The sequence below is a fragment of the Bacillus tequilensis genome (genome assembly GCF_012225885.1).
Classification (GTDB): domain Bacteria; phylum Bacillota; class Bacilli; order Bacillales; family Bacillaceae; genus Bacillus; species Bacillus tequilensis.
Window position 1 is genome coordinate 1,716,866 of record NZ_CP048852.1, and the last position, 20,485, is coordinate 1,737,350.

The following is a 20,485-nucleotide window of genomic DNA, read 5'->3' on the forward strand; positions in this document are numbered from 1 at the left end:
TTGGAGACAAAACTAAACAATCTATACAAAGAGATCGCAGAAACAGTAAATGAAATGATCCCCGAGCAATGGGAAAAGTTTTGGTTTTATGCACAAGTTTCGGAAACAGGAGGAGGAACTTATTTTTATTACAATACTCCTGACGAGCCACAAAATTATAAGTATAGCATAGAAGTACCTTTTATTTTTACAATTGATGAAGACGACTTTACTGAGAAAAAGAGAAAGTTGTTTGATCTGAGTGAGAAGCTGCGAGATGTGTTCAAGGAGAACGATCAAGAATTGTGGTATTCGTTTACGTTAAGTCTTGAAAGAACAGGCAAGTTAAACATTAGTTTTGATTACACTGATTGGTTCAGCACTGACTACAGCTTCAGTGACCAACAAATCATATGGAAACATAAATATCTAGGTGAGGAACCGTCTGATACTTCTCTAAAAGGGATAATTGAGAAATATAAAGCTGATTATCCTGAAAATCCGATCTGAGTGAGGTAAGAGAATGGTCTTCCGTGATATTTTTGAAAAAATGAACAAATTTGATTTGAAGTATTACACTTCAAGCAATGAACAAGAAAGCAAAAGAAAAATCAAGGCATTTGAAAACGAATTAAACATAAACCTTGATGAGGTGTACAAAGAATTTGCAATAAGATATGGTGGAAGCACGATACAAGCAGATAATGTTTTATTTCCAAGCTTAGAAGAGAATCCATTGGCTAGTAATAATCATTTAAGGTTAGGGCTATTTTATGGGTTTGGGGTAGATGATAATGACTTTGATGTTAAATCAATGACAGTTACTTATGAAGAACAAATGCCAGACTGGATTATTCCGATTGCTGATGGTGATGGAGGAGACCAAGTTTGTCTGGGTGTGAAAGGAGAAGCAGCAGGGAAAGTTTATTTTTGGGATCATGAATTGATAAATGGAGTAAAAGACACATTTTTGGTCGCAAATTCTTTCTCTGACTTCATTCAAAGCCTGTTTATTGAAGAGGCATCAGATGATGGAGATGATGGTATTCTATCAATTGAATTAGAAGACGACTTACTAAACAGTTAAGCAAAAGTATTGCAAAGATAATGTTTTAAGCTCTCGATAGGAGAGCTTTTTTATTAAAGAATGCGGTAGATTAGAATTTAGCCGAGATAAAAGGGGGCAGTTTTATGTCGGTAAATTTATTAGAAGAAATTCGAAAAAGAGAAGCAAAGTATGGAGATGAATTAAATTCTCCTGCTACAGAAAAAGATATCATTAAATTTGAAGCGGCGGTTGTAGGCAAGTTTCCTATAAATGAGATACCTACAGGATATAAGGAATTCCTTCAAGGTGTAAACGGATTAGATTTCAATGGTTTAGTGATTTACGGAATCGACGATGATTTATTGGAAGAAGAAAAAGATGAAGAAGTTTATGGTTTTATTAAAACAAATGAACTTTGGCACGAAAATGATGAGCAGAAAAAATATCTGTTTTTTGGTGACTCAGATACAGCTTGGTATTGTTTAGATGTAATTCAGAATGAATACTTAGAGCTTGATAAACCCTCTGGAACGCCGATAAACAAATTTTATGATTTTAACGCCATGCTAGCTGATGCATTGAAAGTTAGTTTATGAATAAATACAAGGAATAAAGTTTTCCTTAGCGAGGAGAATAGTGAAAATGTATGAAGAATATAGTAAGCAATCTTTACCGTCAAGAAAATATAGGGAATTGTTAGGAAGTGCAATCTGTGTTTTCAACTCTAACAATGCATTTATCATTGAAAATATACTTAACAAAGATGAGGAAAACAGGTTTAATTGGCATGAATTAATTGATTATAATTCTGGTCAACTTAGTAAACCAATAAAGGAAACTATAACTAAGTTTTCAGATACAAAAATTACTTCTTGTTTTTCTGAAGTTATTGAAATGAGAAATAGAATTATTCATAGCTTTCGAATAACTGATGGTGATGGTAAACAGACTTTAGCAACTAAACATAAGAATGGAAAACAGTTTATTATTACAGAGGATTACCTTTATAATTTTATTAAAAAGAACGAAGAGTTAAGTAATCTCCTTCATGAATTTAGAGGGTATTAGATCTATCAGGAAAAGGCGGGTGTCTTTTTCAAACCATTCCACACATTAAATTAGAGATAAGGTGTAAAAGATTGTGAAGGAGTACATTTAAAATATCGGATGCGTTAGTTGACAACAACCAACATTGATGTTGTGATAAGTGAGATCATATGATACTAAAAACGATATAAGTTTACTGGTTAACGATAGTTTAAATATAGTGTTTGACAAAAGTGAATAAAAATAAGTAACATTCTTTTTCAACGGTCGTTAAAAGAGGGCTACAATCCAAATAAAACAATGGTTTTATCTATAAAACAAAATTTTGCAAATTATTTCAATGGTTTTACTTAATGTGTTATAATCAGAACTGTAAGACATTTGATTGATTATAGCGTATTTCTTTAGTGAGAAATGCATAAAATAAAAAAGGCCAGGGTGCTACCAACACCCCGGATATGTACAAAAAGCTGCCCATCAAAGGGCTTGCTCGATGTTCAATCTGCGTAGACCTAACCCTTTAAGGTTCCTAAGCTCAAGGGAGGTCTATTTTTTCTTTTGGCTTGACGTTACAATCATCATTATATTGAAGATCAATAAGACGGTATTTAATACCAACCCGCCAAAATTGATCATTATCATTAATGATTCGTAAACAGTCATTTTCCCACCCCCTTTCATTAGGGGATGAGCAAGACTCCCTTGAGTGAGCAAACTTAATGTACAGGAAATATTATACTATACATAAATGTCCTTGTCGTTAGCTTTTGTAATTTAATTGACAAAATGAAAGAACCTGCATTAAGCAAGTTCTTTATGCTTTTTTCCACGTATCTCATTAAGAAATCATCCACTTACTTTGACTGAAACACTCTAATTCCATCCGTCTTAATTTTTATTAATGCTCACCGATAATCCAAAAAAAGGGAGGAAGGCGAGTTATCTTTTGAAACTGTAAACTTTTCTATTATCCTGAATTAAAGCAAATAAGCTATACATTTGGAGTTTAAGTCTATCGCACAGAGAGACATCCATTGATAGCAGCGGTCGAATACTATCTGATATTGTACAGCCTAAATTCCCCTCAGAAAACCCCTACCTTCCTTCTAATTCCGTTGAAATGAAAGGAAGTCTCAGTGGAAAGTTAACGGACTTTATACAATCTCCACGGAAGCTAAGCCAGGTGCAGGAACGATTTGGATCGATACAAAGACTAATAAACAAGAGCTTTTTAATGGTAAAGAGTGGATTGTGTCTTCTGCGGGCTCGGCTGATTCATTATATGGTTATACGGCTTCAACACTATCCGCGCCTAATTCAATACCTGCACGTAATGACAAGGGAATCATTACAGATTCTATAGATGGAAACGTTGAGTCTCTTGGTGGTAAACTACGCTTTGAATATGGAGCTATCCTCTGATGTTCCCCAGATGGCTAAAGGAACGTATGTGGGCGATGGAACAATTAGTAAACAGATATTACTGCCTTTCACTCCAACTCTTGTAAAGGATTACCCATTATCTATAGACGATTCCATGTTACTAATTGATAATGACAATGGGGGCCATATGTATCGTGTAAATGAAATAGAATTATCCCTGGTTGGGGGAAACTCTACATACGGAAGTATAAACGAAATTGGGTTTATAATAGGCTCAGACAGAAATCAAAGAGGGAATAAATTAAATACAAAGTACATCTGGGAAGCATATAGGCATGTAAACTAAACAGGCGTATCCTTATGGATGCGTCTTTTTGTATTATAAAAGTGGCTATATTAGATTCCTTTTCAATCATTAGATATCGTCAATAACCTCAGTCATCCCCCCTATTCGTTGTTTGAATTACAACGTCAGGCAAATGAAATTCTTTTGATTCTGTCTTATGCTTCGTCCAAACACTGCTAATATTATGTTCTTTACACATTTGGTAGGCTTCTTCACCTAAACACTCTCTAGTTTTTTGCAGGTTTCTCACTTTTTCACCTTTGATATTATTATCCTTCCACCCTTTGAAATAAATCTTCTCTCTATCTTCATAAGCAGGATTCAATTCAGCTATTTCGTGAATTGCAACTCTTGAATTAACATTAATCCTTTCAGGAATCTGAGTATTTAATTCTTCGAAAAAGTACTTTGGTTTAAAAGGATTATTCGGATCGTACTGTAGCCCTAAAATCTCAACTAAAGCCTTGTAATGGTCTCTGGAAATGGAAGTTTTTATATCATAATCAGTACTTACGGACATGGAAAGGCAAAACAATTCAGAACGTACACCAATTAAAAGTTTATATGGTTCAATATCAGCTAAGAATATCGCTTTAAAAAGTTTTCCGTTTTTTCTAAAATCAAACTTCACACGTTCTAAATTGTTTTCTTTCATATTCTGATGAAGAATTTCTAATCCAACTAGCTTCATGGCCATCTCCTTTTTCGATGTTTATCATTCAATGTTACTGTTTTGTGGACTATTTTTCCACTAAACAGATGACTTTTAAATAAAATTCTTCTTTTATTCTAATCAAAATGGTTGGACAAAATTAGAAAAAATTAGTAACATCTATTCAATATCAAAACAAGTTTTGAGCAAAAGGAGATTCTTATGATTAACAATGATCAAATAAACGAAATGAAAAAATTTCTTAACAGGGATAAATCCTCAGACGAAATTCCCATCTACAATCCTGGTGGGCAATTTAATAAATTCACTAGAAAAAATAATACTAGTTTCGAAACATTCTGTCCAAATTACAATTATCCAGATTATAATGCTGTGATTGGTTGGGACGGAGAATCATACTACTACGGATATAAAGAAGGTTTCTTTCAAGCTGCACATATGTCCATTAAACTTGCTAAATATTATTCAGACAGTTTGGTTTATCCTATTATTTTTAATTATAGACACTATTTAGAGTTAGTGTTAAAAGAAAATATACTTAGATTTCAAATTTTTTTTCGTCTCCCCATCACTTATACAAAGACTCACAATTTAATACGTTTATTAGATGAACTAGAGAGCATTCTAGTTCCAAATAATCTTAGTTTTTTAATTAGCCCTGCACAAAAAAAGGTTATTCAAGATTTCCATAAAATTGATTCACAGAATGATGCCTTTAGATTTGTGTTCAATACTCAAGGAAGTTTAAGCCACGCGTATGATCATAAACAAATTAGCCTTTGGAATTTGCATTTTACAATGAATGAAATATACAATGATTTTACTAATATAGACTATCTTTTCGTACCTAATGGTATTTTTCATGATGACTATTTGACTCCTCAGCATCAAAGTTTCATTGTTGCAATCTCAGAATTTTTTAAAGTTAGGGAGAATAGAAATTTCAACTCCTTTAATAAACTAAAAAGCATTTTATTGAATTTCGAGCACCAATTAAGCCAAAGTGTAAAATACAAGTTTGCAGAAAGCGGAATTGTACAGATTAGCCCCGCTAGGTATGAAGCAACACTTTATGAGCTTAGTCTAACTATAATTATTTCTGTGAATAACGTTCAGGATATTGATCATATCAAGATAAAGTAATCATTCAACCCCACTTTTAAGTTTTTTCGCATAATAAAGCCAGAAGACTTTTTGCAACCAAGTTTTCCTTTCTCTTTTGCACATCATCAACAATACCGTGATCGATATCAGCATTTTTGTGGAAATAAAAGAGAATGCCATTATTCCGTTTGCCAGTAAGACATCAGTCGTGACAAATAATATTCTGGTCTCCATTAAAGCCATTCAAAGAGAGGTGCCGCAGTTTTATAACGAAGCAGGGACCAGGCATGACGCTTTCCGTCCAGCTACCGAATGAAGAACAGGAGAAATCCGGAACCGATAAAGACAAATAAAGACACACAGCCGCCAGGAAAGATGCGGCTGTGTGTTTACTTTTTCCTGCGGATTTCTTTTCGCTCCCATGCCTATGGAGGGAGTTCAATGGAGTTGAAACTCCAGTCTCGCCTAACAGGTCATAAAGAACAGTGGATATTTGATGAATAGTCATTTCCAACAATTACATCGAATTTTTGTTCTGATTTATCTTGGATAAAGAACATTTGTTCTGTTAATATTAAATCGATAAAGGAGTGAGTCGATATGCTTAGAGATCGAGGGACAATCAAATGGACATCAATGATGCTTCCAGAACATTTAACACAGCTTAAACAAGATTTGGTTGATGTATCAAAAATTGAAAAGCCATCCTTGAATGATCAACAAATTGAAGAGATGGATCTACTCGTCTCTGAGACACTTGAATTTAACAAAGAATTGCGATTCAAACTTTTTAACAATGGATTCGTTGAAAATGTCACCGCTAGAGTTCACTACATTAATTTTGAACAACAAAAGCTTCACGTAAAAGACCAGAACGACAATACAGTTTATATCAACATGAATAACATCATAGGAGTTACATACAATGATTGATTACTCACAATTTCCACGTAAGAATATACTTTGTGTCGATATGAAATCGTTTTATGCTTCTGTATCGGCTGCAACAATGGGGCTTAACCCTTTAACATGTTATCTAGCTGTTGTAGGGAATACGGAGAGACAGGGAAGTGTAGTATTAGCTGCATCTCCTGCACTTAAAAAAGATTTTGGAATCAAAACAGGATCGAGACTTTTTGAGATACCTGAATATCCAAGAATACACATTGTAAATCCACAAATGAAGCTTTTCATCAGAGTTTCGACTGAGATTAACAAAGCTGTTTTACAGGTATGTTCCTGAAAAAAAGTGTTCATACCTATTCAATTGATGAATCTTTTTTAGATGCAGGAAAAGAAGATCCTGAAGAAATGGCCAAAGCAATACAAAGCAGCATGTGGAGAGAATTTGGTTTGATGTGCACAGTAGGCATCGGAGATAATATGTTGCTCAGTAAGCTTGCACTTGACCTAGAGAGTAAGAAAATGAAAAGTGGTATTGCACGTTGGAGATATGAAGATGTGCCAAATAAACTCTGGAAGGTTCACCCGTTGTCTAAAATGTGGGGAATAGGAGGGAGGATGGAAAGAAACCTAAATCGAATGGGGATATCAACTGTAGGTCAGTTAGCTAAATTTCCTTTAGAGCTGCTTGAAAAGAAGTTCGGAATAATTGGAAACCAGTTGTATTATCATGCACATGGAATTGATTTATCGGAAATTGGTGCTCCGTTGATGCAGGGTCAGAATAGTTTTGGTAAGAGTCAGATTTTACTGAGGGATTATACAAGGAGAGAAGAGATTAAGGCTGTTCTTTTGGAGATTTGTGAGGAAGTAGCAAGAAGGGCACGTACGCATAATAAAGTTGGTCGAACAATAAGCCTAGGAATTGGGTACAGTAAGGATGAGTTTGGCGGTGGATTTCATCGATCCAAAACAATTGATCTTCCCACAAATATCACGATGGATATTTATAAATGATGCTTGATGCCCTTTAATAAGTTTTACTCGGGGAAAACAGTGAGAAGTATCTCAGTTACGTTATCAAATATAGAGGATGATGTTAATCAGCAGCTGAGTTTATTTGAAGTGAATAATGAAAAAAGAAGGAAACTTGGATTCGCTATGGATGGAATTAGAAACAAATATGGCTCTCAAGCGATTCTTAGAGCAGTTTCTTATACATCTGCAGGAACTGCGCTTCACAGAGCAGGGCTAACAGGTGGACATAAAAATTGATTTTTATGTCTTTTTTTATTTTTTTATTGTAAAAAAAGAGAAAATAATGTAAAATAAAACCTAAACAAAGTTATCAGAATATTTTATTTAATGGAATAAACGATTAATATAGAAAGGAATGGTTTTTTTGGAAGATTATTATCAATTGAAAGTTTATAGCCGTATACATAAGTTACAAAACAATATAGCAATTGGCTCAATGCCTCCTCATGCATTAGTCATTGAAGATGCTCCAGAATACTTGTCTGATGTCCTTAGATTTTTTTCTTCAAAAAAAACAATTAAGGAAGCAGAAGTATATCTTTCAGAAAATACAAATCTTTCATCAAAAGAAATAAATTTACTTTTAAATGATCTGATGGAAAATGAAATCATTGTAAAATCAAATTATGATCCAAATAATAGGTATTCTCGACACAGCTTGTATTATGAAATGATTGATACGAATGCAGGAGATGCTCAAAAAATTTTAGCAGAAAAGACTGTTGGCTTAGTCGGTATGGGGGGCATCGGGTCTAATGTGGCTATGAATTTAGCTGCAGCAGGTGTTGGCAAGTTGATTTTTTCAGATGGAGATACTATAGAAATATCAAATTTAACAAGACAGTATCTCTATAAAGAAAACCAAGTTGGTCAATCTAAAGTTGAGTCAGCGAAAAAGCAACTTCAATTACTTAATTCTGAGATTGAGTTAATTCCTGTTTGTGAGTCTATATCTGGAGAAGAATTGTTTGATAATCATTTTAGTGAATGTGATTTTGTTGTTTTGTCTGCTGATTCTCCTTTCTTTATTCATGAATGGATTAACAATGCTGCATTAAAATATGGGTTTAGTTATAGTAACGCTGGTTATATAGAGACATATGGTGCAATAGGGCCTTTAGTTATACCTGGTGAAACGGCATGTTACGAGTGCTATAAAGATAAAGGCGATCTTTATCAATTTTCTGACAACAAGGCGGAACTATCTGTAAATTTAAATGAAAGTTTCCAAGCTCCTAGTTATGGTCCTTTAAACGCAATGGTTTCTTCAATACAAGCTAATGAGGTCATTCGGTTTCTTTTAGGGTTAAAAACAAAAACAAGCGGAAAAAGGCTTTTAATTAATTCGGAAAACTATAAAATACACGAAGAAAAATACGAGAAAAAAAATAACTGCTTATGTTCTGATATAAAATGTAAATATCCGTCAGTTGTTAGTGTTTCAAATTCAGAAAAACAGTTACATGAAGTATATATTGAAGAACGGGAGAGTGATTCTTTTAATTCCATATTGTTAGATAAAACTATGAGTAAATTGGTGAAAATGAATAAAGGGGAAACTAAAATACTTGATATTGGGTGTGCTACTGGTGAACAGGCTTTACATTTTGCTAACAAGGGAGCAAAAGTAACAGCAGTTGATATTTCAAATGACATGTTAAAGGTCTTAGATAAAAAAGCAAACAATATAAATGCAGGGTCAGTTAAGACTGTACTAGGTAATATTGAATCTATAGAAATTAATGATAAATTTAATTATATTCTATGTAATAATATCCTTGATTATTTGCCTGAAATAAACAATACTCTCAGGAAATTAAATGCACTTTTGGAAAATGAGGGAACATTAATAATTACTATTCCTCATCCAATTAAGGATGGAGGAGGTTGGAGAAAAGAATACTATAATGGCAAATGGAATTATGAAGAGTTTATTTTGAAAGACTATTTTAATGAAGGTTCAATAGAAAAGTCAAGGGAAGATAAGAATGGTGAAACAGTTATAAAGTCTATTAAAACTTACCATCGGACAACAGAAACATATTTCAATTCTTTTAGCGATGCGGGTTTTAAGATTGTGTCTCTTCTAGAGCCACAGCCAATAAGTAGGGTTAGTGAAACTCACCCAATACTTTTTGAAAAATGCTCACGAATTCCTTATTTCCAAGTTTTTGTTTTAAAAAAGGAAGATAGATATGCCATCTGATTCAATATATATACATAAAAAATCAGTTGAGGATTTCACTTTTAATAGTGAAGTAAGCAATGTATTTGATGACATGGTTACTCGTAGTGTTCCTTTATACAATGAAACTCAAAATCTTATAGTTGATTTTATAGTTGATAATATTAAAAATGATAACACTATATACGATTTAGGTTGTTCTACAGGAACAACATTAATACTACTAAGAAGAAAATTAACAGAATTTCAAAAGGAAAATCCATTAATAGGAGTAGACCTTTCAAAATCAATGCTTGAAAAAGCAGAAGAAAAAATAAAGAAACTTAATTTGCAAAAAATAAATTTAATACAAGGTGATATAACAAATGATTTAGAATTTGAAAAGTCGGGATGTTTTATTCTGAACTTGGTTTTACAATTCATTAGACCAATTAATCGACAAAAGATTTTAAATAACCTTTTTAATAACCTTAAGGAAGATGGAATTTTGGTGTTATACGAGAAATTCATTGATACTTCTTCATTCTTCACCCGCAGATATATAGATATGTACTATACATTTAAAACTCAAAATAATTATTCTCAAATTGAAATAGCAAAAAAGAGAGAGGAATTGGAAAATGTTTTGATCCCGTACACATTTAATGAAAATATCGATATGCTCAGAAAAGCTGGTTTTAAAGAAGTTTCTTTAGCATTTAAATATTTGAATTTTGGGGTGATTTTTGCAAAGAAATGATAATAAAAAACTTGAAAGGAGGTGAGCGGGATGTTGAAAATTCGCAAAGTGAAAATTATTAGAGCTCAAAACGGGCATTACACAAATTAATCTTGTAAGTGTAGAAGGAGGTTTTTTTTGAAGCCTCCTTCTATTCAATCGAAAGGAGGATTTTAATGGATAAAGTAAGTAATTCTATTTGGAAGAATTCTCGCTTTACTACATATGCAACCGGTACACTATTTAATTCATTAGGGAATGCATGGTTTGATCTTGCTTTACCTTTATTAATATATAGTTTAACTAAATCGTTATCCTTAATGGGTGTTTTAACGGTTATAGTGCAATTGCCAAAAATTTTATTGGGGCCCTTTATTGGAGCTATGGTTGATCGATTAAACCCCAAAAAAGTGATTTTTTCTTCTTATATACTGCAAGCGCTTTTAGCAATCCTAATAGTTTGTTTTTACTACGTTGGTATACTGAATGCTTGGGTATTACTTATACTAGGCTTTTTAATTAAATCGGTTGATTTATTTGCAAGGTCCTCAAATTTTGTATTGATTCCAGTACTTTACCCTAATCAAAAAATAGAGGCTAATGCAGGATTTACAACGGTTTGGACATCCTCAATGTTAACAGGGCCAGTTTTAGGAGGACTACTATTAACTTTTCTCGCTCCAATTGACTTAGTTTTATTAGATGCTGTCACATTTGGAATAATGATGTTTTTTTTGTATCTTGTTAGAATCCCAGATAAAAAAATTAAAATGCCTAATAAAACCTTTTTTCAGGATGTTGCACAAGGATTAAAAATATCCTTTAAAACTAGAACTTTAAGGTTTTTTTCCTTATCTGTATTCCTAATTACTTTTTCAGTTGCTCCAGTAACAACTATAGTAATCTATTATTTAAAAGATTCTCTCCACTTTACAGATTCTCAGATAGGTTTTATAACTGCTACAGCTGGATTCGGTATGTTTTCAGCTACGCTTTTGTTTAGAATTCTAAAAAAATTAAATTTAGGATTTATAATTAATTTAGCTTATTCCATAATATCTTTAGGGTTATTTATATTATTAATGCCTGGATGGGTTCTAATCCCTATAGGGTTGTTTTGTATGAGTTGTGGTTCTACTATGTATGCTATTTGTCGAGCTACGTTTGTTCAAAAGCACTGTCCTACAGAGTATCTTGCTAGAGTAAATTCCACGTTTCAAATGATTGAACAAACAGCTAACCCTTTAAGCATGTCTTTAATGGTTACAGTTGTAGGTATATATAATATCAGGGTTGCTATTTTTATATTATTATTGATGGGGATAATATCTTTGATTATCTCATTAACATCTAAATTAAAGTCGGTTGAGTCTAATGACCAAGTTTATACAGAGGGATAATTTTATTATTTACTGGAGGGTATTATGATTACAGTAGGTTTAAATGCGTGCATTGTAAATGATGATGATGAAATCAGATATGTTGATGGGGGAGGGGTCTGTATTTTCAAAGACAACCATATAGCTGCAGCGATTACAGAAGAACGACTCTCATATATAAAATATGATGGTGGCTTTAAAAAATCATTACCATATGTTCTTGAAAGTTGCAATTTAAGTTTGGAAGACGTTGATCAATTTGTGGTAAGTTTTTATGGAGTATCTATAAATGTTCCTCAATTTTTAATTGATCATATAAAAAAAGAGATAGGTATTAATGAAAAACAATCGCTCATAGTAATACCAACACACCACCTATCACATGCATACGCTGCTTATTTTTCTAGCGGTTATGACTCTGCATTAATTATAATTAATGACAATGAAGGGCAAATAATTGGTGAAAAAACATCACCGTATATGTTCGAAAATACTTGCGAAAGAAATTCTTATTACATAGGAAATAAGGACAAAATAAAATTAGTGGACAGAGACTTTGACTATCCATATGCCTTAGGGTTCGGAAAATTGTATAATAAAATTACTACCTACTTGGGATTAGGTAACTATCACAACGCTGGCAAAACAATGGGATTATCATCATATGGTTCTGGGGCTTTTGAAAATATAGGTGATGCCTATAGGATGGATTATGATGGAAATTTACATTGTATTATAGAGGATACGGGAGATACAGAAAAAGATATTAAAAATTTATTTAGTAAACTATCTGTAACAATACCAGATTCACGAAAAAGAAATGAACCTCTTAAGCAAATTCATGCAGATATGGCAGAATATATTCAAAAACAACTAGAAAAATGGACAAGGGTTAGGGCAGAGTTTTTATTGAATAAGTATAATTTAAGTAATATTTGCGTGGGAGGAGGAGTGGCTTTAAATTGTCTTAGTAATAGTCAATTGTTAGATATAAAAAGAGTTGAAAGCGTTTATGTTCCTAGTGCCCCTCAGGATCAAGGTTTGTGTATAGGAAATGCCTTATATGGTGTTATAGAAGATATGAAAGAAAGGAATATCCCCGTAAGCCCTAACTTTAATATACCATTGTATCTTGGAAAGGAATATAGAATAAAACAAGAAGATCTTAGAATTATCAATAAGAAATACAAAGGTTTAACTTTTAAAGAGATGGATAATATTACTACTGTGGGAGCTAAATTATTAAGTGAAGGAAAAGTTATTGGTTGGTACCAAGGGAAAAGTGAGTTTGGTCCACGAGCTTTAGGTAATCGTAGTATCTTAGCAGACCCAAGAGATAAGTTAGTTATGAATCGTCTTAATTTAGAAATAAAAAAAAGGGAGGCCTTTCGACCATTTGCTCCAAGTGTAATCTTAGAAAAAACATCTGAATATTTCATTAATTTTAGAGAGAGAAGTCCATCGATGATGTTTACAGCTACAGTTAATCCAGATAAAAGAAACTTATTATCTGCTATAACTCATATTGATGGAACTGCTAGGTTGCAAACAGTTCAAGAATGTGATAACGAGCTTTATTATAAGCTTATAAAAAAATTTGGGGAGATAACTGGCGTTTACGTAGTCCTAGACACTTCTTTTAATTTAAATGGCATGCCAATTGTAGAAACACCAGAAGATGCAATATCTTGTTTCGCAGAAAGTAATTTAGACGCTTTAATTCTAGATAATTATTTAATATGGAGAATATAAAACACGCCTCTATAGAGTGGCGTGTCTTTTTCACCCTTTGAATTTTTTATTGAAATACTTAAAGTCGTTGGATCAGTAACGAACCCCAAAAATGATAAATAAATCAATATAGCGTCTACTTGGGCTAAATCAATATGTGTAACACCTGATGATTTTATTTGAAGTGGATAATGAGAAGAGAAGAAAGCTTGTTTCGTTTGGATGGGATTAGATGCAAGTATTGATCGAAAGCCATTCTGAGAGCAGTTTCTTATACATCTGCAGGAACTGCGCTTCACAGAGCAGGGCTAACAGGTGGACATAAGAGTTAAAGCCCTTCTCAAAGAGAAGGGCTAAACATTAAACAAAAAACTTGGTCGGTTGAATAGAAGTAATATTCCTTTTAGCTTCATGGAACTCTTTGTCATTCGAGGATGAAAAGCCACTAAAAATTGCTAATCCAACGACAACTGACAAGGTGGCTAATGCAAGTTTAAATTTCATATAAACACTCTCCTCTTTGTATTTGGATTCGGGCATCCACCATAACGTCAAAAAAGGTGGTTGAATTTTCAAATTGCCCTATCTCCTTACAATAATTAGCCGTGTCGAGTGCTAATTCCTCTAAATCTGGATACATAACATTATCTTTTAGTACAGAAAAAGTTCGGAAAACTGTGCGTTTATCTATAGAGTCGATATATAAAGCCTTTAAGTAATTAAACTCAGCAACCAAGACATCATCGTTAATGGCTTGTGCTTTCTCGATTCCTTTTTTATAAATAATAAAGGCTTTTTCAATATCCTTCATTTTGAAGTAAATTTGTGTCAGTGTAAATAACGTATGAGGGAGATGATCACTTTTATCGTTTTCGTACAATGAAACTGCTTGTTCAATATACTCAGCAGCTTTGTCATACTCTTTCATTTTATAATAACAGTTCCCCAAATTATATAACGATGCCCCAATTAGTTTGTGCTTGTTTATAGCTTTCGAATCTTTTAATGCTCTTTGAAGATGTGGAACTGCTTTTTCATGACTTTCCAAATCATCAAAGTTCCCAGCTACAACAAAAGCACATTGAATTCGACGAACAGTATAAGTTTTTTGGCCTTTATAAATATTAAGCGCAGCTTCAGCATAGTGCATTGATACATGGGTTTGTTTCATGTGATAATACACTTCAGCCATTTTGAAATAAAACTCAGCTCGTTCAATTTCGTCTGTTACTAAAGCGAGCTTTTTCTCAGCAATTTTATATGACCTTATTGCTTTTATATATTCCTTCCTATCAAATTCGTACATTCCTCTAAAGAAATTGCAGTAGTATTCTAGGACACCTTTAAGTTTTATTTGGCTGCCTTCAATCTTTTCTAATAAGTCTGAAATTTTAGGGCGTTCTTCATTCAATGACTTAGGCTCAAGGTAATCCAGCATTAGCTGATGACGAAAACACATGAGAGAATAATACAGCAATAAGTCTTGATCTTCCTTCATATGTTTTATTTCTTCTTCAACCTCTGCTTTTAATATCTCAGCATCTGGAACGGCGAACATCCGTATGTATTTATACCACTCATTGATTTTAACTCCAACTGTGGATGACGGAATTAATTGCTCCATTGAAATCCCTCCCTCTATGTATCCAGTAGACTAAATATGTAATATTTTATCATATTTAAGTGAATAAGGAAGATTAACGTTTTCTTAAAAAACGAAAAAAATACCCTCCTCAATTAAGAGAAGGGCAGGGGTGTTATCTCGGTGAATCGTAATCCATTGCTTGTTCACTATCAGAAATACCTTGAGTTGTTGGGTCAACCACAATTCCCATTGCAGTTAAAAAAGTTAGAAGCGCATTAAATTTCTCAGTTAAGTCGTCACCCAATACAGTCAAGTCATACCCAAAAGCAGATGCAATTGCTTGTACAAATAACAGCGTTGCTGAGAAAATCGCAACAAGGAATGTTTTCTTTTTAAATCTTACTTTCCAGTTGATTTTAGTCATTTAATCGTCTCCTGTTAATTTTATTTGAGGCCAAAATGTATGAGTAACCATGCACCAATAATAGTGGCAATTACACTTGGTAGTACCTTGAATACAAGGTCTTTTGTAAATTGTGAGGGATCAATTTTGCGAGTTGAATCAGAGCGTTCCAAGATTTCAACTCGATTGTCCAGTTTTTCATATGATTTACTTAGATTTTTTAAACTGTTACTCATTTCGTTAAGAGTACTGAATTGTTCTCTTGATTGTGCTTGGGAGTCTTTATTAATTTCAACTTGTTGCTCAACAAGCGTAGCTATACGACCGATAACATTTGTTCTTTCCTCAAGAGAGTTGATCTTGTTATCAGTGTGTTTTGCTTTTTCTTCTAGTGCACTTAATCTTGAAATGGTGCTTTGTTCAAAGTTATCCATTTGTCACCAACCTTTAATGAATATAGAAAGGTGACATTACATCACCTCCTAAAATTGAGATGATAATCATTGATATACCTTGATCAGCAATTATCCTCAAAGACTTTCAAATATATTTAGATTTTTGACCCAAACTGTCCTGAGATGTAGCCACGTTTACCTTTGTAGATAACTTCCCAGTAACCTTTAGCATTGTTTGAACCTTTCACTGAACCAGAAATGCTGAGCGTATCACCCAGATTTACTGTGCCAAGGTTCTTCGCTTTATTTTTATCCGGTCTGTCCATTACGATTGCAGCGCTCTTTACACCGACAATCTTAATTTCGCCTACAGATTTGATTCCGCTGCTATTAGGCTTAGAAGTGGGTTTGGCCTTTGGGGTTGATTGCCCAAGTTCACCATCACTTTTAATGTATTTCACATTGACGTAACCACTGTATGTAGCACCTTTAGAGTTTGTATATTCGATATATCCCCAACCGTTTTGAGTTGATCCTTTTTGATGTTGTACAGTGGAGCCTTTAGGGAGGGTAAGTACAATAGAGGAGTTTGCATTGCGCTGGGTTCTCACATTAAGACTGTCTGCGATAACTGTATTCTTAACATAAGACCCATTTGTTTTAACGACTTTTGTTGGCTTTGAAGATGAGGAAGAAGTATTTCCACCGAGTGCTTTCAATTCAGCAGCAATAGCAGATTTAACAGCATTCCAACGTCCTTCATCAAGAACTCGATGCGGACAGTATTTGCCAGACCAGTCTTGATGCTTTTTAACTCGATCCACGCCCCAGCCACGTTCTTTAAGGAGTTGTGCAATAAATTTAATAGCCAACGCTTCAGCTTTTCTATAGCGCTCTCCACCAGATTTAGAGTAGCAAACTTCAACACCGATAGAAGTCCGGTTTCCTGAATTCACACCTGATCCATCACCTGTATGCCATGCATTACGATTTGTAGGAATCCCTTGAACAACCTCTTTATCATCTACAGCAAAGTGAAAAGAAACTTCATTATTGTTGCCGATCATATAACTAACTTCATTTTGCGCTGGTGCGTCGTTGTATGTATTGTGAAAAGTGATGAATGAAGCAGATAATGCATATGGACATTTGATTGAATATTTCTCTGGGGATACTAACATTTGTCTCGCTTTAATAGCCATATTAAACATCTCTCCTAAATTAAATTTGAGCACAAAAAAGAGAGAAGGGGACTAAACCCAATCTCTCTTTATCTCACGTATGCTCTTTTTATCTCTGTCTTTCAAGTATGTATTTTAAATAAAATCTATATTTTATCTAGAACATAGCCACCCCCTTAAAATTTGCAAAATAAAAACACCTATTGGTTAAGGTGCAAGCTCATTAGTATTCAATTGTTCAGTAGCTCGCTAAGCAGGGTAATCTTGACCTGTAATTTCTTTATACTCAACATCTGTAATCTTGCCTAATTCAACATACCTAGCAACTTGTTCTTCATTGTAAGCCTTCCAGCTAAAGCAGTATTGGATACATTTAAACCATTCCATTTACAACACTCCTTTTTCAGCCAAAGACAATAATAGATTTGATGTTGTCTCGGCTTGTTCTTGTAATTGTTTTTGTGCCTCTGCCAGTTGCATAAGCAGCAAAGCATTTTGTTGTTTTAATTGACTTACTGGAGAGTCATCAATAGTCTCTGAACTTAAAACTGCCTCAATCTCTTCTTGGGTAGCTGATTCGATCCATTTTTGCTTTTTAGCATCAAACTTTGCCTTGAACAAAGAAGGTGAGTCAGGAAGAGGGATAGTTGTACAATCTGACGGAATGACATAGTTACCTTCTTCATCCTTTTGAGATATGAGCATAGGCTCAATAAACATAAGATTCTCATCATATCTATAAACTTGTATCAAATTTTAACCTCCTTTAATTCAATGGAAAGCTTGTGTTCACATATGTATAAGTAGCATTTTCTCGACCATTAGCCATTAAACCCATTGCTTCCATTTCGCCGTTACTTCTAATTCCGATTTTCCTTGTTCCTGTAGTCCCGGCAACCTCATATGCTGCATAATGACTACGTTTTGGTCGTGCTCCAGATGGTAAAATTGCAAAAATGACTCCGTCCGTTAAAGGAATTGTTACTTTTCCTCGAATATGAACTAGCCCGCCATTTATAGCAAATTGTAATTTATCACCTGAATCTGGGTTGGAAGCGCCATTCATTAAAGCAAGATCGTTCCAAACAAGACTTTGGCTGCTCATAATTTCTACCCAATCACCAGTTAAACCATTGTTTGTTACAACACGGGTATATATTTTAATATCCCGTCCTGTTGAGTTTCTTTTAAGAGTTTGTACAACAGTACCACGAGGATCAGCAGGTTCAATTTGCAGCCACCAACCGGCATCCCCAGGGCTTGGATGGTCTTTGTAGTTAACTGTGTCTACTGTGTACATGTAATAAGAACCAACTTTTCGAAAGTCCTTTAAATTACTTAACCCTTCTGGGAGACCATTAGCATTGCCATTATTTCTGGTGAGTGCATAACCTTGATAGCCTTGTGAAAGATCTGCTGTAAATTTAGTGGCATTTTCTTTAGAATGGTAGGCATACACTTTATTGATCCTTTTCCCAACTGCACCAGTTACAACTCCGGCAAATAGAGACTTCTTACTAGTTTTTGGGTCTTTGTATAAAAAGACTGCTTCTGGCTCTCTAAAACTATCATCATATTTTCCAGTGGGGCCATAACCAAAATCACAAGAGATGCGCTTTTTTAACTTGCCATCTACGAAACTAAACAAAGTTAATTCACACGGGTAGGTCTGGTTGTTTGTATCGCCTGTATACCAATACAAATCGTATCCATCTATCGCGAGGCCTTGGAGATAAGAAAGGTCACTTGGAATCGTGACTTTGCCCAGAACTTTATTCACTCCGTTTTTTACATCACTCAGTTTTCGAAGTTCCACTATACTATTGCCATCGGTAAGCTTAATACGAAAAGCTATCAGGCCGTTCTCTCTATCAATAACAGGAATAGTGTAGTAATTATTAAATTTGTTATATCGCTTGATGTAACTACTGTCTTGAGTTAGTGTTGCACCTGCCACATAAGGGAAGCGTACTAAGTCATTTCCAACAGTATTGCCGTTTGAGTCTACAACATCGTAGTTAGACCACACATATACTTTGCCACCTTCTCTTTCTAACCCTATTGTAGTTCCGTGTCCGCCATGAACAAGTGTCATGCTGTCCAGCATAACGCCGTTCTGGTTCATACGTGTAATGGTGAAACTCTCGCTTTTATCTTGATTGACATAGGCAACTTGAGTACCGTAAATGTCACCAGTCAATTCATCAATAACAAAACATTGTACGATAGAAGTGTGAGCTAAATTTAAAGTTGTATGATAAACAGGGGATATTGTTGTAAAATCGAAAGTTGTTTCTGCTTTGTAAAACTCATCAAAATCATTTCTAACTGAACTTAAATCTGAACTAACTGAAGACAACTTATTTGAGATTTCATTGAAGTTGTTTGTAACTGAGCTTAAATCAGATTTAATTGAGCTGAAATTATTTACAATTTCATCGGCTGTGACTCTATTAGTTTGGGATTTAACTGCCATAGAATCAACAGGTACCCATTGTTTAGTTTCTTCATCATAATAGCCCATTGTATTTACTGGAATTAGGTTGTCACTCAATGATTTTCCTCCTTATCCTTTTCTTATCCAAATCATGCTGCTATCAGGGACATCTTTAGAGGGTTTGACTCTTTTTTTGCTAGGTGAGCTATTTGTTCTAAGCCATATTGTCCGAATATTGTAAGGTTCAACATAACTCGAAACAACGTTATAACCATCGAATTGATCTGAAATGCTAATATTAATCCAGTCAAAACCGTCCCAACGATATTCAATACCGGTTTCTCTAACAGTAACAACCCATCCAATTTGAGGATTTGGATAAGTGTCCATTAAATCTTGATATGTATAAACCATTGGCAAATATATTTTTCTAGTGTTTTCAACTACATACTCGTAATCGGAAGTTGCTTGTCTACACCAGTTTGTTATTTCGATGCATCGTTTTGTTACTCGTTCACACTCGGCGATTCTCTCATTCATCCGTATTATTGCATCTTCAGCATCATCAATAAGTCCTTGGAGAGTCTCTACAACCATGTTACCTTGACGTTTAATCCAAATTCGAGAGGCGGGGAAGAAGGCAGCACCTTCACCACTATAATTAAAGGTAAGTGATTTTCCTTCATTTGAAGCATTAAAAAAGACAACTCCCATAAGGTAATCAACCTTAAAATAATTGTCTTCAAGTTCACCATCTTCAATTTCTCGCCATTCCTTGTTTTCTCCAGTAACTTCGACACGAAACTCTCTGTTAGGAATCTCAGTGAGGAGTGCTCTTCCGTTGTATACAGTTAATGTCTCGCTATAGGTTAGATACGGGTCTTCAACTGAACCTTTTCTTTTTTTACTTAAAATTGGATCGTTATACAATTCAGCAAAGTCGGTCAGAT

General features: G+C 34.1%; 21 protein-coding genes and 4 pseudogenes. 14 read left to right on the plus strand and 11 right to left on the minus strand.

Going from position 1 to position 20,485, the window contains the following annotated elements; all coding sequences use genetic code 11:
* The 4 genes from G4P54_RS09075 (at nucleotide 1) to G4P54_RS09090 (ending at nucleotide 2,095) form a co-directional block, all read left to right on the plus strand.
* Entirely contained in the window at nucleotides 1-489 is a 489-nt protein-coding gene (locus G4P54_RS09075; RefSeq protein ID WP_167872414.1) for an antitoxin YezG family protein, read from the plus strand.
* 13 nt (nucleotides 490-502) lie between these two features.
* Entirely contained in the window at nucleotides 503-1,066 is a 564-nt protein-coding gene (locus tag G4P54_RS09080) for an SMI1/KNR4 family protein (RefSeq protein WP_240939753.1), read from the plus strand.
* Between the two features lie 104 nt (nucleotides 1,067-1,170).
* Nucleotides 1,171-1,623, plus strand: coding sequence for a YrhA family protein (locus G4P54_RS09085; RefSeq protein WP_167872415.1), 453 nt, complete (start codon nucleotides 1,171-1,173; stop codon nucleotides 1,621-1,623).
* A gap of 46 nt (nucleotides 1,624-1,669) precedes the next feature.
* Nucleotides 1,670-2,095 (plus strand): selenium binding protein, encoded by a 426-nt coding sequence (locus G4P54_RS09090; protein WP_167872416.1) that lies wholly within the window; start codon nucleotides 1,670-1,672, stop codon nucleotides 2,093-2,095.
* Between the two features lie 525 nt (nucleotides 2,096-2,620).
* On the opposite strand, the gene bsrG is transcribed toward G4P54_RS09090, so the two are convergent.
* Nucleotides 2,621-2,737 (minus strand): type I toxin-antitoxin system toxin BsrG, encoded by a 117-nt coding sequence (bsrG, locus tag G4P54_RS09095; protein ID WP_167872417.1) that lies wholly within the window; start codon nucleotides 2,735-2,737, stop codon nucleotides 2,621-2,623.
* 361 nt (nucleotides 2,738-3,098) lie between these two features.
* On the opposite strand from bsrG, the pseudogene G4P54_RS21560 reads away from it, so the two are divergent.
* Nucleotides 3,099-3,803 (plus strand): annotated as a pseudogene (locus tag G4P54_RS21560) (DUF7361 domain-containing protein); the annotation flags it as partial.
* 88 nt (nucleotides 3,804-3,891) lie between these two features.
* On the opposite strand, the gene G4P54_RS09105 reads toward G4P54_RS21560, so the two are convergent.
* Entirely contained in the window at nucleotides 3,892-4,494 is a 603-nt protein-coding gene (locus tag G4P54_RS09105; RefSeq protein WP_167872418.1) for a DUF6037 family protein, read from the minus strand.
* 183 nt (nucleotides 4,495-4,677) lie between these two features.
* Between G4P54_RS09105 and G4P54_RS09110 the strand changes: the two genes are divergently transcribed.
* The 9 genes and pseudogenes from G4P54_RS09110 to G4P54_RS21270 all read left to right on the plus strand — a co-directional run.
* Nucleotides 4,678-5,619: a hypothetical protein gene (locus tag G4P54_RS09110; protein WP_167872419.1), complete on the plus strand. Its 942-nt coding sequence runs from the start codon at nucleotides 4,678-4,680 to the stop codon at nucleotides 5,617-5,619.
* A gap of 85 nt (nucleotides 5,620-5,704) precedes the next feature.
* A pseudogene (locus G4P54_RS09115) lies at nucleotides 5,705-5,933 on the plus strand (sporulation protein YunB); the annotation flags it as partial.
* 247 nt (nucleotides 5,934-6,180) lie between these two features.
* Nucleotides 6,181-6,513: a YolD-like family protein gene (locus tag G4P54_RS09120; RefSeq protein ID WP_167872420.1), complete on the plus strand. Its 333-nt coding sequence runs from the start codon at nucleotides 6,181-6,183 to the stop codon at nucleotides 6,511-6,513.
* Nucleotides 6,506-7,758, plus strand: a pseudogene (locus G4P54_RS21470) (Y-family DNA polymerase). Before G4P54_RS09120 ends, G4P54_RS21470 begins: the two are co-directional and overlap by 8 nt.
* A 127-nt stretch (nucleotides 7,759-7,885) precedes the next feature.
* Nucleotides 7,886-9,727: a ThiF family adenylyltransferase gene (locus G4P54_RS09140; protein ID WP_167872421.1), complete on the plus strand. Its 1,842-nt coding sequence runs from the start codon at nucleotides 7,886-7,888 to the stop codon at nucleotides 9,725-9,727.
* Nucleotides 9,717-10,445 (plus strand): carboxy-S-adenosyl-L-methionine synthase CmoA, encoded by a 729-nt coding sequence (gene cmoA / locus G4P54_RS09145; RefSeq protein ID WP_167872422.1) that lies wholly within the window; start codon nucleotides 9,717-9,719, stop codon nucleotides 10,443-10,445. The genes G4P54_RS09140 and cmoA overlap by 11 nt, the downstream gene beginning before the upstream one ends.
* 155 nt (nucleotides 10,446-10,600) lie before the next feature.
* Nucleotides 10,601-11,824 (plus strand): MFS transporter, encoded by a 1,224-nt coding sequence (locus G4P54_RS09150; RefSeq protein ID WP_167872423.1) that lies wholly within the window; start codon nucleotides 10,601-10,603, stop codon nucleotides 11,822-11,824.
* Between the two features lie 24 nt (nucleotides 11,825-11,848).
* Complete coding sequence (locus G4P54_RS09155; protein ID WP_167872424.1) at nucleotides 11,849-13,555, plus strand: carbamoyltransferase C-terminal domain-containing protein; 1,707 nt, start codon at nucleotides 11,849-11,851, stop codon at nucleotides 13,553-13,555.
* A gap of 154 nt (nucleotides 13,556-13,709) precedes the next feature.
* A pseudogene (locus G4P54_RS21270) lies at nucleotides 13,710-13,866 on the plus strand (hypothetical protein); the annotation flags it as partial.
* Between the two features lie 28 nt (nucleotides 13,867-13,894).
* Here G4P54_RS21270 and G4P54_RS09160 read toward each other — a convergent pair.
* From G4P54_RS09160 to G4P54_RS09200, 9 genes are all read right to left on the minus strand, one after another.
* The gene (locus G4P54_RS09160; protein ID WP_153801665.1) at nucleotides 13,895-14,038 is read right to left on the minus strand and encodes a hypothetical protein; all 144 of its coding nucleotides are present in this window, start codon (nucleotides 14,036-14,038) and stop codon (nucleotides 13,895-13,897) included.
* Nucleotides 14,028-15,158, minus strand: coding sequence for a response regulator aspartate phosphatase (locus G4P54_RS09165; RefSeq protein WP_167872425.1), 1,131 nt, complete (start codon nucleotides 15,156-15,158; stop codon nucleotides 14,028-14,030). Before G4P54_RS09165 ends, G4P54_RS09160 begins: the two co-directional genes overlap by 11 nt.
* A 133-nt stretch (nucleotides 15,159-15,291) precedes the next feature.
* On the minus strand, nucleotides 15,292-15,543 hold the full coding sequence (locus G4P54_RS09170) for a phage holin (RefSeq protein WP_167872426.1): 252 nt from the start codon (nucleotides 15,541-15,543) through the stop codon (nucleotides 15,292-15,294).
* Nucleotides 15,544-15,563: 20 nt separating this feature from the next.
* Nucleotides 15,564-15,956, minus strand: a complete 393-nt coding sequence (locus tag G4P54_RS09175; RefSeq protein WP_167872427.1) for a hypothetical protein — start codon at nucleotides 15,954-15,956, stop codon at nucleotides 15,564-15,566.
* Between the two features lie 116 nt (nucleotides 15,957-16,072).
* A complete protein-coding gene (locus G4P54_RS09180; protein ID WP_167872428.1) occupies nucleotides 16,073-17,119 on the minus strand; it encodes an N-acetylmuramoyl-L-alanine amidase in 1,047 nt (348 codons plus the stop codon).
* A gap of 228 nt (nucleotides 17,120-17,347) precedes the next feature.
* Nucleotides 17,348-17,485 carry an XkdX family protein gene (locus tag G4P54_RS09185; RefSeq protein ID WP_167872429.1) on the minus strand — a complete coding sequence of 46 codons (138 nt, stop codon included), beginning with the start codon at nucleotides 17,483-17,485 and terminating at the stop codon, nucleotides 17,348-17,350.
* Nucleotides 17,486-17,851, minus strand: a complete 366-nt coding sequence (locus G4P54_RS09190; RefSeq protein WP_167872430.1) for a YomQ N-terminal domain-containing protein — start codon at nucleotides 17,849-17,851, stop codon at nucleotides 17,486-17,488. It lies immediately after the preceding gene.
* 13 nt (nucleotides 17,852-17,864) lie between these two features.
* Nucleotides 17,865-19,652 carry a phage baseplate protein gene (locus G4P54_RS09195; protein ID WP_240939756.1) on the minus strand — a complete coding sequence of 596 codons (1,788 nt, stop codon included), beginning with the start codon at nucleotides 19,650-19,652 and terminating at the stop codon, nucleotides 17,865-17,867.
* 12 nt (nucleotides 19,653-19,664) lie between these two features.
* A complete protein-coding gene (locus G4P54_RS09200; protein WP_167873851.1) occupies nucleotides 19,665-20,483 on the minus strand; it encodes a hypothetical protein in 819 nt (272 codons plus the stop codon).
* Between the last annotated feature and the right edge of the window lie 2 nt (nucleotides 20,484-20,485).